This is a genomic window from Chryseobacterium sp. LJ668, from assembly GCF_019613955.1.
Classification (GTDB): Bacteria; Bacteroidota; Bacteroidia; order Flavobacteriales; family Weeksellaceae; genus Chryseobacterium.
Genome location: NZ_CP080443.1, coordinates 1,186,055 through 1,200,454, shown reverse-complemented (window position 1 = coordinate 1,200,454; position 14,400 = coordinate 1,186,055). Strand labels below are relative to the sequence as shown.

At 33.4% G+C, this 14,400-nt stretch carries 7 protein-coding genes; all 7 read right to left on the bottom strand.

The features are described from left to right. Positions 1–21: 21 nt before the first annotated feature. The 7 genes from K0U91_RS05610 to K0U91_RS05580 all read right to left on the bottom strand — a co-directional run bounded on the left by K0U91_RS05610 (position 22) and on the right by K0U91_RS05580 (position 14,141). A complete protein-coding gene (locus K0U91_RS05610) occupies positions 22–939 on the bottom strand; it encodes a helix-turn-helix transcriptional regulator (protein ID WP_220178709.1) in 918 nt (305 codons plus the stop codon). Positions 940–1,647: 708 nt separating this feature from the next. Beyond that, positions 1,648–2,127, bottom strand: a complete 480-nt coding sequence (locus tag K0U91_RS05605) for a hypothetical protein (protein ID WP_220178708.1) — start codon at positions 2,125–2,127, stop codon at positions 1,648–1,650. A gap of 305 nt (positions 2,128–2,432) precedes the next feature. Further along, positions 2,433–2,999: an REP-associated tyrosine transposase gene (locus K0U91_RS05600; RefSeq protein ID WP_220178707.1), complete on the bottom strand. Its 567-nt coding sequence runs from the start codon at positions 2,997–2,999 to the stop codon at positions 2,433–2,435. Positions 3,000–3,617: 618 nt separating this feature from the next. Further along, entirely contained in the window at positions 3,618–3,944 is a 327-nt protein-coding gene (locus K0U91_RS05595; protein ID WP_220178706.1) for a hypothetical protein, read from the bottom strand. Position 3,945: 1 nt separating this feature from the next. Further along, positions 3,946–6,186, bottom strand: a complete 2,241-nt coding sequence (locus K0U91_RS05590; protein WP_220178705.1) for a zincin-like metallopeptidase toxin domain-containing protein — start codon at positions 6,184–6,186, stop codon at positions 3,946–3,948. A 118-nt stretch (positions 6,187–6,304) separates the two neighbouring features. Continuing rightward, positions 6,305–10,420, bottom strand: coding sequence for a hypothetical protein (locus K0U91_RS05585; protein ID WP_220178704.1), 4,116 nt, complete (start codon positions 10,418–10,420; stop codon positions 6,305–6,307). 205 nt (positions 10,421–10,625) lie between these two features. Continuing rightward, on the bottom strand, positions 10,626–14,141 hold the full coding sequence (locus K0U91_RS05580) for a hypothetical protein (RefSeq protein ID WP_220178703.1): 3,516 nt from the start codon (positions 14,139–14,141) through the stop codon (positions 10,626–10,628). Between the last annotated feature and the right edge of the window lie 259 nt (positions 14,142–14,400).

The following is a 14,400-nucleotide window of genomic DNA, read 5'->3' as shown; positions in this document are numbered from 1 at the left end:
AAAAGAATTTGAGGTTGTATATTATTTTGAATAGTTGGTTAGGGAAGCCTGTAAGTGTGTGCGGATCTCATCAACTAAAGTTTTAGGTTCTAAAACAGTCACTTCTTTTCCGTACGAGAGAATCTCCTGCATGAAATCGTAAGTAGGATGGAGGAAAAACTCGAAATAGATTTCTTCTGGAGTTTCTTTGGTTTCTTTCTGTGATTGGTGCAACGCAAAGCTACGGATGTATTCTCCCTGATGTTTGCTGCATTTCAGAATGATTTTCTGAGGAATTTGCTCGGTAAGATTCATGACACCGAATGCATTTTTAAAATGCTCCCTGAAGCTGTATTTGTATTTTTCTCTGAATTTGTTTTTGGTTACATCCAGATAATTGATCCTGTCTAAACCAAACGATTTCAACGCTTTATCATTGGTGTCGATCGCAATAAGATACCATCTGTCTTTAGATTCTTTCAAGGCTAAAGGATGAACTTTCCTTGAAGTCATCAGTTTGTTTTTGTAATTATAATGCTCAAAAGTGACGACTCTTTTATTGCGAATCGCAAAGAAGAGATCATAAAAATGCTCTACACCGGTAGGTTTCCGGCTTTCAAAAAAGATAAAATCTGCGAAGTCGGGATGTACATTGAGTGCGTTGCTGACCTGAAAAGATTCAAGGAGTTTTTGGTTGTATTCATCGACTTCCATCATGGGGCGGCTTTCGATATAATAGCGGTTGTCGCCCTTCTTTTTGTTGTGAATGGAAAGATTAAAAAGATTTGAAATCTCACGGATATCCCTTTGCAAAGTACGGATAGAGTAGCTCTTGATTCCCGCATCCTGAAACTCGAAAGAGTTGAGAAGATAATCCTCCAGCTGCGAATAGGTAGCGGGAGCGGTCTCTAATTTCTTAATAATCAGGGCGTATCTTGTAAGGTAAAAATCTTTTTTCATGTTTGAATTTTGTAACACAAATATATATTCTTAATGCGACAAAAGGTGTCGTGTTTTATTTTTGTGGATAAGTTTTTGGATCTATTTTAACTCGCCAAAAGAATTTCTTTGTATTCGTTTCTGATAAATACTTCGAGTCTGCCTACTAAAGCAAAACTTTTAAAATATAATCCTTCAGGATTATGAAATTTGTAATTTCGGCTCATCTTTATGTTTTTATAAAGATAAAAATAATACAATCATAGAGAAAAAGTTTTAAAAGAAAAAGCCACACGATACAATCGTGCGGCAGCGGGGGGATTTTGAGCAAAAAAAACCGCAACGGTTAGGTTGCGGTTAAAATTATTTATCAGTTGCTTTAATTTCTGGAGAAGTTGGAGGTAAATGTTGAAATTTATAGATATGTTTTTTATCTTCAAAAATATCAGATTTATTAATTGATAGTTTCAGTAACAGATTTAACAAAACGAAAAGACCTAACATCAACAAGATCTTTCAATAAATACGTGCTATCTCTATAGCGAACTAAATTGAAGAATCTTGATTGATCTACTTGTGAATTTTCTCACTCATAATGTCAATTTCTCTTTTTAGATAAACACTTCCTTTTGAATCTTCATAAAGGAGATTGTCCTTAATGTTTTTCATTCATTTTGTGTGTTACATGAACAAACTGCAAAAGAAAAGTTAATATTCCTATAATTTTTCTCATTTTCTTAGCGAAGTTTTATTAAGTAGAGTTCCATTGTAAAAAACTCCATATTGACTATAGATGGTATCTTTATTTTTACTAAACTTAATATTTTGTTTTTTATCTAAAATATTAAAATAATTACCTGTTGGATTTTGAGGAACAAAATAAATAAATTCACTGTCTTCAAAATAAAAATTATTAATTTTTCTGAAAGATTCAATGTTTATAATTTCTTTTAAACTTACATTTTTATTTAAAGAATATATATTTACAGTATTATAAAATTCATAATAATTATTTGCGTGTAGTTTTTTTTCTAATTTAGGATGACGTTCAATGTTTCTAGTTCTGAAATAAATTTCATTTTGATCCTTATTAACGAAGATTAAACTGTCTTTAGTTGTTTCACAATTTTGACAATCTTTCAAATTTTTCTCACATGAAATAATTATAAATGAAAGGGCTAATAAGATTAATTTCTTTGAATTTTCCATATTGATGATATTGTTTTAGTTAAAGTTTGTTTATTACTATTTAAATAAAAATTTACATATGTCCAACTAGATTGATCTTTAAATCCATTTTCAATATCAGATAATTTACCATTTGACGATGTTTCACCATGTTGGTCGACAATTCTGTAAGTAGCATTACATGGATTAGTATTATCAATAATCAATGTTTGAACATGGAAATCATCCGAATATGTTGTATAAAAGACATGATATCCAATTTTATTATTAATACTTTTTGATATAAATCCCCCCGCTGCCGCACGAATCCTTTCGTGTGGCCATTCTTAAAAATCAAACATTCTAAAAATAACAATATTGTCTAACAAACCTTTTTCATCAGAATAATCTACTGCGCTGCTGTATCTATAATCTTCTGCCCGAAATACCAAACCTGCCTCAACTGGATTTTGATGTACGTAATTAATTTTTTGGTTGATTACATGATTGCTCCAAAGTTCAATAGGTTTATTGTCGTGTCTCCAAAATTGATATTGGTTTACATTGGAAGCTTTTGAGCCTTCCTGAAGAAAGAAATTGAGTAGAAATTCTTTTCTGCTTTCTTGAGGGTTTTCTTTAATAGCTTTTATAATGTCTTTGCTTGTAAATCTTTTGAAATCACCAATCAGCAGTTCAGGTTTCTGATTATCGATACTTCGAAAAACCAAATGTACATGGCTTGACATAATGCACCATGCATATACTTCTAAACCTTTATTCTTTTGGCAAAATCTTAAATTTTCTAAAAGAATTTCTTTGTATTCATTTCGGATAAATACATCTAACCAGCCTACAACAGCAAAGCTTATGAAATATAAACCTTCTGGATTGTGGAATTTGTAATTTCTACTCATCATTATATGTTTTATAAAGATAAAAATAATACAATTTTAGAGAATGATGTTTAAAAAAAGCCACACGATACAATCGTGCGGCAGCGGGGGGGGTTCGTTTGACAGAATCTTAAGCTTTTTAAAAGAATTTCTTTGTATTCGTTTCTGATAAATAAATCCAACCAACCTACTAAAGCAAAACTTATGAAATATAATCCTTCTGGATTGTGGAATTTGTAATTTCTGCTCATCAATGTATGTTTTTATAAAGATAAAAATAATATAATTGATTGAATGATGTTTAAAAAAAGCCACACGATACAATCGTGCGGCAGCGGGGGGATTGTGGAATTTATAATTACTACTCATCATTATATGTTTTATAAAGATAAAAAATTATACAATCTGAGAGAATGAAGTTTTAAAAGAAAAAGCCACACGAAAGGATTCGTGCGGCAGCGGGGGGCAATTTTCTTCCAAATATCATCTACAAAATTTTGTAGTTTCTGTCCGCTAGTTTTAAAAAGCTCTACTAAATCTAATAGTGCCTTGCTTGTTTTTTGGTAAGCTTCCGCAGTTTGGATTTTGACAAATTTATAATAAAAAAGCAGTCATTTCTGACTGCTAAATATTACTTATTTATCCTTTCCATTCATCTCCTATCTCATATTTTCCATTCTTTATTAGAATTTCCAAATTAGGAGTTCTTCCTTCTGCACCACTATCATGAAACATAAAAGGTTCTAATGTATCATTCCTGAAGAAAATAAAGTATGGACTTTGCCCACCAAACTGCTCATCTGGAACATTTACAATCGTTTCCCAAACTTCAAAATTAAACTTATCAATATTTAAATCTTTTACTTTTTGGGGTGCATAGATTTTGAAAGTATTTTCAAAATATTGCCGGTTGACATCTTGTAAAAATTTTTTTGACTTTTCTAATATTATTGTCTCCTTTTCCATTTTAATTAAATTTTAATAATTCTTGTTCTAAATTCCAATTTTTAAAATATTCTAAATCTACTTTATTTAAATTTTTTAATTCTCTTAATCTATTTATCTCTGCTATGTCATTTAATAAATCCGCCTCTTTCCATTTACTTGGATTTTTCATAAATTGTGCTAACACATACTCTTCGTGAAATAACCGATTTTCAAAACCTAAAGTTTTTTGAAAAAGGGGTTGCAAATCGGGGAACTCTTTGGTCATTTTATACCACAACTTCATATGAAACATTTCGTGCTGTACCGTGTAAGCTGTTACGCTCTTTCGTAAATACATCACTCCCTCCATCATATTAAAAGATCCGGCAACTCTTCTTGCGGTCCAATCTTTTAGCTTTGCCTTCAAAGCAGGATTTTGATCTACAAATTGTATGGTGACATCAAAGGTTTCTTTTAATAAGCGCCCTAAATTTTTCAGTTCATTAGCTGATAAAATTTCTTCTCCATGATTAAACTTTTTATCAATTTTTCTAAAAAATTCTTCTGTTTTTCCATCTTTGGATAAATATTGTTTTATTTTATTTGTCCAACCTTCAACCAATTTCTTATTCTTCAAAAACCAATCAGCTATTTTCTTCCAAATATCATCTACAAAAGTTTGAAGTTTTTGCCCGCCTGTTTTAAAAAGCTCCAACAAATCCAGCAATGCTTTGCTTGTTTTTTGGTAAGCTTCCGCAGTTTGGATTTTGACAAATTTACTTGTTTTGGAAACAGTATTGCCAATTTCACTCGTAATTTTTGCTAAAACTTCGCCAACCTTTCCTACATTCGCAACCTTGGCAATATTGGCAAGAGGAATAAAAAATGTACCTATGAAAGAAATCGTAAAACCCCCAACATAATACACCCGAACCCAATTTATGTCATCGGCATTTTTGCTTTTCAGGTATTCTACCATTTTGGTCATTCCTGCTGAGATAGCTGTTTCCACATTATCCCAAAGTGTACCATCTCTATGCATTTCCCAAAAGTTGTCAATCATTTCCAGAACCTGCTGAATATCTTTGGTAATATCGAAAGGTGCTTCCAGAAGCATCCCAAGAAATTTAAAAATAGAAGAAACAAAATCTACCAATCCGTTCCAGATTCCGCAGATGAGGGCTACTTTTTCTGCAAGATTTTCTGTTTGTTCTTGCATTTGAGGATTCTCTAATGTTTTAAAAACTTCTTCAATCTTGGCTTTCACATAGCTGTTGTATTGCCCTATAAAAGATTCTATTACAGAAGTTTGTTTTAAAATAATATCATCCAGCATTTGTGGGGTAAGATCGGCAAGGTTAAAACCTTCTTTATCAGTGAAGAGGTCTTTCAGAAGATTTATTTTGTCGGTTGAAATGATCAGATTTTCAATCAGCTTATCTTTTTGGAAATAATAGTTTTCATTTTCTGTATCCCAAAATTCATCGGAAATTTTCAGAAAATCTAATCCGTTTCCGAGCTTATTCATTACCCAGCCTAATGCTTTTGAAGGAGCAGATGTAGCAAGAAGCACATATTTCAACCCTGTAAAAAAACTATCCGCAATACTTTTATTTTCAATATATCCTCGTAGCAAAAGTTCTTCAATAATATCCTTGTTTACCTGACTCAAATATCTTTGTACGGTCTCAATAATATCTCCATCGAAAAAAGTACTGTATAATTTTCCCGTACCGATGTCAACGTAGGTTTTTCTTACTTTTTCCGAGATTCTGCCATAAAGTTTTTGGTTGCTTAAACCATCTCCATCTGTTTCTAAAAAAAGGATGATTTCGTCATCGCCAGGCTTTACTACTTCATAGCATTCTTTTACTTTATTTCCGTCTGTAGATACGAAAAGCAGAAGTTTAAATATGGTTTCTTCATCTGCGTCTTTTAGTCCGTTTTCGTTTTTGTCAAAATAAAAATCGTGTACGTTAAATTTGAATCCCTTTTTTACAACTAGATTAATATCTTCTATGATTGTTGTATTTCCTTTTGGGGTGTCATTGCCATCTATAAAATATTTACTGAAAATTTCATCAGATGTCTGATTGAAAAGCTTAAAGGTCGCTAACGGGCTTACATTTTGCAAACCTCTAATGTTTTTTCCAATCTGATAAGATTTTCCAGCAATTCCCTGCAATGGATTTTTATTTCCTTCAAAACCATTGCTTACTTCTTTAAAAGAAAGCATTTTATATCCGGATAAATCTCCGAATTCATCATCGAAATTCTCCATTTTCTTCGTTTTTAGTTGTTAACAATTCATTAATTTCATGAGGGTTATAAGGCAGCACAATAAAGTGCTGCCCAATAACCTCGGTTTTACACCGATTCATGATTTGAAATTCAAAAGGCTACAATAAAAACTTAGAAAAAGGAGCCTGATTTTCATATTCTTCATCAGAAAGTAATTGCCCGTCTTTATCTAAAATTCGTTCTCTTCCGAAAGCTGCGGCCGGAGATGTAACCTTAAGAAACGTCTCCGCATCGGTAGAAAATGAAAATTTCTTTTCTTCAGGATCTGCGCCTACTTCAACAAAATTAAAAGTTTGGATCAGTCTTGTATTGACTTTGAATGTGATCCCGTTTTCTCCTGTAGGATAAGCTTCTACACCTTCGATCTGAGAAACTTCTTCTGCGATACGCTTGTAGAGTTTTATTGAAGGTTCAGATTCAGGAATGTCATTGATTTCAAAGGTATTCCCAAGACACTCATATGTTTTAGGGTATGCATTTGCATCCTCAAAATCCTGAATGGTTGTAAAGGTAATATCGTCCATCTCATTGAAACTGATCTCAATCCATTTGTCTGCTGATTGACCTATTTGATTATTATTCAGTTCAAAATTGCTTTCGCACATTTCACCTAATTGGTCATCAAATTTCACTCCCGGTTCGCAGTTGCAAGGCAAAGCTTTTTCAACTTTTAAACCGATAGAATCTGCCTGAAGAATCGTTAATGAAGTAGGGATTTTTTCTCTCCACGGTTCGCCTTGTTTTTTACCTAAAGCAGAACGCATTTCGTCTACAATTGATAAGAATAACGGATCATCGATTACAGGTACTTCACCGCCATTCCAGATTTGTCCGGTTGCCAGGAAGTGTCTTACAGCTTCTTCAAATCCTGGTCTTACGGTAACAATTACTCTCGCCATACCAGACTGCATAAATGCTCTGAAAGTAGGATCATTATCGTCAAACTGATACATGTCTGCCCATTTTTCTCTGTTTCCCCAATAATATGGATAGAAATAGTAGCTCATAATATCCCACTCAAATGCCTGTTCCATGAATTTCACAAAAGCCGCATATTGGTCTAATGTAGAATCTACTTTGATATCTGTATTTAAGAAAGTTTCTTGTCCTGAAGTATAGCCATTATTGTGATACTTATTTTTTCCAAAGGTAAGTGCTGCTGCAGGATTCTGATCAATCATATAAGAAATACAGTTTTTTCTTAAGACCGTATTTTCAATTTTTCTGTAAAAACCGGGGTTTGAACCTTTGATTTGTACGCCCAATGCTTTTGCTTCTGCTAAGGCCTGGTTGTATTTTTCGAGTTCTAATTCGTAGGCTTCGATGATTTTGTTGAAGGTTGATTGTAACCAAGCATTTTTAGCTTCAAGGGTTAGATTACATAAAATGTCTAAACTTCCTTCTATGATTGGACTTTCTCCGGTTGCAAATGAGTAGGCTAATTTATTTCTAACATTTAAGTTTCCTATGGTTCCGTCTTTTTGTGTTTGATGAATAGATTCAATCCAAGGTATAGGTCTCCCTGCTATAGTTATAAATGCTTGATGAGAACCATTGAAGCCATGTGGATAAGTATTAAAAGTATAAGTTACCTGATTAGCTATATAACCTTCGGGGATTTCTACTTCCCCAGAACCATTAGCCACCTGTACTTTACCGTCATCATGGCCTGCGTGAGAAGAGTCTCTTTCGTGGAAAGATTTATTTATGTTAAATGTTGGCATAGGAAATTCATCTATTTCAACATTGTATTTGCTTAACCAAAACTTTAGCTTAGTATCATCATTTAAAGAAGAAAAATTATCTAATTTATGAGTAGAAGACTCTCTTGGATCAACAGGTTTCAATAATTTTTCAGAAGCATCAATCATTTTTACTCCTAAGTTATGTAGCTTAGCAGGTTCAGGAATCATGAATTCAAACATCATACGTTTCCCATAATTATAGATTTGGTTTTTCACCACTTTATCTACCCATCTGTAAACGCCTACGACATGATTGCTTCCTTTTGTATTATCAAAACCATGTTTGTTGTTTTCTTCATATTCTTCTAAAACTTTATCAATACGCTCTTCTTTTACTTTAGTAACAATTCTGTCTAGCGCTCTTGCTGTAATGTCTTTAGCTTCTGTAACCGCTTGTCTATTGCTTTCTTCTTTGGAATTGTGTGTGGCATAGCTTGCATTAGCACTTAATCCATATCTCCCAGTTCCTTTTTCGCTTCCCCAACTTGCTGTGAATCCTGCTTGTGCTGCAAAATCTTTAGATTCCTGTAAGATTTTAGAAATCTCGCTCTGCATCTCATGTCTTTCGGTGGAAGTGGTGTCTGTAAGTTTTTCCTTTTCAGATTCTGTAGACTTTGTAGTCTGAGATTCGCTTCTTTTTAATCTTCTGGTAGAACGCTCTTTGTATTCGCGAGCCATTATGTTTTCGATGTGGGCTACATCTCCTTCTACATAGCAGTAAGTACTTTGTTCTACTTTTAAATAATCTGCTACCCCGATGTTTTTCATTCCAAACCCTGAAGGGATGAAGGAGGATGTCTCAGTAGGATTATTTGTTGGTGTTTCAGGAGTTTCAGGATTCTCAGGTTTTGGAGGATCAACAGGAAAACATCCGTCAGCACCTCGGAAATGGTATTGTTTAGTCATCCTATCCAGATCATTCAGGTCTTGAAGTAAGGTGACGTTTAGCTTATACGTATTACCATCACTTAGTTTCACTTCTCCTTGTAAAATAAATTGTTCTACCAACGAGGTTTGAGAAACCAAAATTCTAGGTATATCAAATAACAAGCAAGATCCTCCACCCATAGAAGAAACGCTTGTAGAAGAAATATCTACGTTATTTAATGTGATCTTATAATTTGCAGAAACAATATCAAGATTGCTGCTTAAAGCTAAAAGTAAACTCCACTCGGTTGAGCTCCGTGCATAAGTCTTTATGCTGAAAGGAATGTAGTTTGAAGTAACAGAATTATTGCTCACCGGAATGATAACCCCGCCTACATTGGCAGAAACCTGCTGATTAAGAACTGTATTGTTTAAAACAGTTTGCTGTAAAGTTTGATTACTTTGAGTAATATTCTGATTCAGCTCATCAAATGTTGAAATGTCGGATAGAGCGTCGGTGAGAGTTGATGCACCTAATATTTTAAGCAACGTTTTCTGATTGCTCACAGTCAACGTTCTGCCAATTTCAGCTATATCAATTTCAGGGGTTTCAAAAATGAATTCAAATTCAGGAATCTCTACATCAGGAGTTGTGATCTGCATGATTTCATCTTTGATACGGTGAAGCTCCATATCCATTTCACTGTTTGCATAGAACTTTTCGGGATCGGCTACGCTAAGCTGGGTAAGATAATTGATCCTGTTTTCTAATATTTGTTTTTTTCTTTCTGCTTCTGCGGAGTCTTTCTGAACTGTCTTCAAAAGTGGTTTTACAGTCTGTTGATATTCATCATATGCTTCTTTGTAAGCTGCCTCATGCTGTTTTTTGTAAGACTTTTCTAATTTTGAAAGAGCATCGATCAAATCCTGATTTTCTTTCAGATTAATGGTTGCCTCTGCAAATTTCATCGCCTTATCATCGAACATTGTTCTCTGTAGAGTAGAAGATCCTGTAGCATTGAAATCAGCTTGAGAAACTTTAAATAATTCTTTAGGCAGAACTACTTTTGCTTTTTTCATATCCTCAAAAGATTCTTCTGAACCATCATATACATTAAGAATATGTTCCAAATGCAGGTATTGCATGATCAATTCTTTTGCATAAAAATCTTTTTGAGTTACGACCTGATAAACAAGGTTGTCCCAAACGTCTGTAGGATCTGGCAAATGAATCAGAGTAGGATTACTGGCTTTATAATCATTGATCTTCTGATCAAATTCAGCTTTTGTTGCAGTCGTCTTGTTTCTTGCAACCCAAACAGCCAATTCGTAAATTTTACCGGAATCTATATCTTTAATATCAGATTCAGTTAAAATTCCCAGGGTAATTCCTGAGTTGGGCTGATTTATTTTTCGACTAATTGCCTGTAATGTTTTTTCTACCGGAAGATTGGTGTCAAATACACTTGTATTTGCGATAGTACTATCTCTGAAGATAAATCTTCTGTCTAAGTTTTTCGGATCGGATAGTTCCGGGTTTCTCATAGCCGCAAATCTGAATAATGTTTGCGAAGAGTTGTTTGTGTTTAAATTTGTTGACATTTTAAAATTGTTTTGGTTTTTAAGATTAAAATTGTTTGGAAGTTCTTTTTAGTAGAAATTTTCCGGAGATAGTCTTATTTTTTAAGTGGTATTAGACTATTAAATATCCACTTAGAATCGTGACCATGTGAAAAGCTTTATTGTGATTGCAATATTAATCTCGTGAAGCGACAAAACTTGACGTGAAATAATAATTGAAATCTTTTTAGATTAAAACTGCAGTGTTTTTATAGGACCCTTTTTTTAGTAGTCGTTTTTCTGTAGTAATGTAATATTCTGCAGTCTCGTATTCAGGAATTCTGTCAATCGTTTTTGCGTCTCGATTCAGGTCAATGACGTTTTGACTTAAGTTAATAATGGTTAGGTATCGCTTAGAAATTAATTCTCCTTCTAGTTCTAAAGGTCCTCCTGAATGGTTATCAGTAACGATGACGGTTGTAAATTCATTTGTAATTTCAAATCCTGGAGCAGGATCTACAATTTCTCCTTTGAGTTCATCAATTTTTGTTTCGACAAAATTGTTGGTTGCGTAGTCTTGTGATTGTACCCAGGATTGGGTGGCAGCGGAATTTACAATGTTATTCCAGTTGTTAATATCTACTTGAGAGAAATCGCCTTCACTCCACATTTTGTACCAGTCAGAAGACCATGCATCATCAATTCCTTTTCTTAGTTTAAGCATCGGGATGCCTGAGCCATCAATACCTGTCTGATTGGCAAAAGCCAATTGATAAGAACTGTCACCTGTGGATACTGTTGTACCATCCCAAGGTGAATAGGTCATTACACCTGCATAATTACCAGAACCTCCGACTGTACCTGCATTAGCAAAGTCAAATCTTACTCTGTTTCCATTTTCATTTGGTTTAATGTCATTTGGTATTCTAGTACCATCTCTACTTGTAAGAAAGTTATTCGTTATTTTAACTGTACTGGCATTAGATAAAATTAAATCTTGTCCCCCTAAACCCTCTGTACCAACAGATAATGTTTGATTTGGGAAATTTTCAACAACCCATGATTCTGTAGCATAACCATTTAAACCAGCTGATGTTAAATATCCTGCTAACTCGTGGTTGCCCCAATCATGGGCTGTATTCCAGTTATTAATATTTGTTTGTGTAAAATTTGAATCATCCCAAGCTTTAATCCATCCAAAATCAGTACTGGCTTCAACTCTCTTATAAAACAATCCATTACCATCAGTCATTTTAACAGCTAACTCTCCATAGTATCCATTAGCATTATTGTGAAGAAATTTCATTCTATAATACCAACTATCACCTGGGTTTCCAGCTGCTACACCAAATTCATTAATATAACCCATTACCTGACCATAAGTAGCATCTCTTAGGTTTGATTGTCCTGAACCATTATACATTTTTCCTACAATAGTAGGATTTACTTGTAATCCATTTGCAGAATTTACCCATCTCTCAGTGGCATTACTACCATCTCTTAAAGCATAATTCTGTGCTAAAAATCCATATGAAGGTAAATTAAGTGCATTTATTGCAGCAGTAATATCACTATTTTTAGCTATTCTTTCCCAATTACCATAATCATTGCCTAAAGAAGTTCTGATATAAATTGAATCATTTATACCATTTTGATACGGCATAGCTATCTGTGCTTTATAAGCTCCTCCTGCTCCTCCATATGAACCTAGTTGAATAATATAATTATAAGTTGACGTTAATCCTTGTCCTGGAGCAGCTCCTTCTAAATTATAAATTCCAGGTTCTAATGTTACTGAGTTTAATTGTGCAAGAGTAATATTTACATTTCTTAAACTTCTTGCTGTTGCTACATTTTTAATTGCATCTGATGTATTATCTACATTACCTAAACCAACGTCACTTTTTGTTAAATTAACAATACCGGTCTGTCCATTTACTGATTGAACAGCTCCTGATGCAATTTGGATATAGGCTGAACCACTCCATCTATAGGTTTGATTTGTATCTATTGCTACATATATTTTACCCGTTTCTCCTGTTGTTGGAAAATTACTCAAACCAGCAAACTCTAATACATCATCTACATAACTTGGTAATTGATTAGTCGGAATTAATCCTGAGCTACCTAATGTTGCTACACCATTTGCAGTTCCTTTTTGAGAATTTGGTATAAAATTATTATTTAGATAATTTTCAGTAGCAAAGCCATTTAAACTTGCTGATGTTAAATATCCTTGTGATTGAACCCAAGCCTGTGTGGTATAAATGTCATTAAGATAATCATCTCTGAGAAAGTTTGCAGGTACTAACTGTCCTTCATTTATAAGACCTGTAGTACTACCTCCTAACTCTATACTCCAATTATTACTATCAAAAGCTACATCATCAAATCCGTAAACCATTAAGTCTGTCACAGCCACTCTTGGATAAGCTATATTAATGACTACATTTATATATAAATCATTATTAGAGTTCTTTAAAAACTCTATTCTAGTTATTCTTTTAGAATTACCTGTTTTCCATGTGATAGTAGGTATATAGTTGCTGTCGTTATATTTATAATTATTTACATTAAATTCAAAATATTCATGTGCGTAATTATAAATTTTAACAGTATAAGTACCCATGTTACCAAAGGTTAGTCCACTTTTAATCAAAACGGAACTATAACTTCCACTACCTGATGCATTTGCTAATGAAAGCCCTAGATTATTGTGTTTTATAGAACCGTTAGTGGCAACTCTATTTATGTTGAATATATTTTTATTATTCAAATCTACATTTTGGCTTGCTCCTGTGTAAGGTATATAATTGTTTAAAGTATGAGATAACGCATAATCATCTGGATTAAAGTTTTTATTATGCCATAGCACCATCGGATCATTCCAAGTAAGAGAATCTCCATTTCTTGACCTAATAGCAGTATAGTAATCATTATAAGCTGCAAATATTTCCGTAGAATATGCACCTCCCAAACCTGAGAAACTTATAACTGAACCTTTACCACCTGTACCTGCCCAATTGTAATCAAACCAAGATTTGTTAGTTCTCCCAATAGAACCATTATAAATACCACCTGTGACATCTGCTTTATGTACTAAAGCTAATTGATTACTAAAATCAGAATTCAAAACAAATTCACTAATAGGCACATGTCCTCCTCCGGCTAAAAGAATAAAACCATTATTATATCCATCTTTTATAAAACCTGCCGCCTTTATGTTTCTATAGCCTTCATCATCCTGATTCTTAAAATTGAAATAACCATCAAAATTAATTTGAGATGTATCCATTCCTTCACTATAAAAGAAAACTCCAGCTTTAGCACCATTCTTACCCCATATCTGTAGACTTAAATCATCAACTGCATTTCCTTTATTGATGAATCTTTTTATGCCCGTAACTTCCTGAAATGTATCAGTAGTCATCAGATCATCAGCGGAATTAATCTGTACATAATCATTGCCGCTCCATCTATATTGAGTATTATCGCTTACTATCACATATATTTTTCCTTTTTCTCCCGGATTCGGTAAAGTTTCAAAAAACTCAAATTCCAGAACATCATCTACATAGCTGGGGAGTTGTGATGCGGGTACTTTCCCGCTGATTAAATCTGCTTTTTTGTTTAATTGTGATTCTGTACTTTGCGGAAATTCCCGGTTGTTATGCCAATAAGATTCCATGTAGTTCCAGAACCCATTTGATATAGGAATGTCTTCTACATTAAAATCAGAATCAAATTCTTCGTTGTCTTCCATTATATTATTATATTAAGGTTTTAAGATTAAATTTTGAAGTCTCTTTTTATTAGATTTACTTCACGTTTTGCCTTAATTTTTTAGGGTGGTTTCAGGCAAAGATTTCCACCTTATTATTTTGTGGCAAATGTCATTTTTAAAGTGTTTTTTGATTAGACATATTTCTGGCTGTTCATCACTTTTGAATGATAAATTTTAAGATGTTGCTAAAATTTTATGGTTTGTTTTCGTGTTTTTAGATATACTTCAAAAGTAGTAT

Bases quoted from the DNA above. Each gene is read 5' to 3' on its own strand.
- K0U91_RS05610 (WP_220178709.1), bottom strand. From the start codon at position 939: ATGAAAAAAGATTTTTACCTTACAAGATACGCCCTGATTATTAAGAAA.
- K0U91_RS05605 (WP_220178708.1), bottom strand. From the start codon at position 2,127: ATGGAAAATTCAAAGAAATTAATCTTATTAGCCCTTTCATTTATAATT.
- K0U91_RS05600 (WP_220178707.1), bottom strand. From the start codon at position 2,999: ATGAGTAGAAATTACAAATTCCACAATCCAGAAGGTTTATATTTCATA.
- K0U91_RS05595 (WP_220178706.1), bottom strand. From the start codon at position 3,944: ATGGAAAAGGAGACAATAATATTAGAAAAGTCAAAAAAATTTTTACAA.
- K0U91_RS05590 (WP_220178705.1), bottom strand. From the start codon at position 6,186: ATGGAGAATTTCGATGATGAATTCGGAGATTTATCCGGATATAAAATG.
- K0U91_RS05585 (WP_220178704.1), bottom strand. From the start codon at position 10,420: ATGTCAACAAATTTAAACACAAACAACTCTTCGCAAACATTATTCAGA.
- K0U91_RS05580 (WP_220178703.1), bottom strand. From the start codon at position 14,141: ATGGAAGACAACGAAGAATTTGATTCTGATTTTAATGTAGAAGACATT.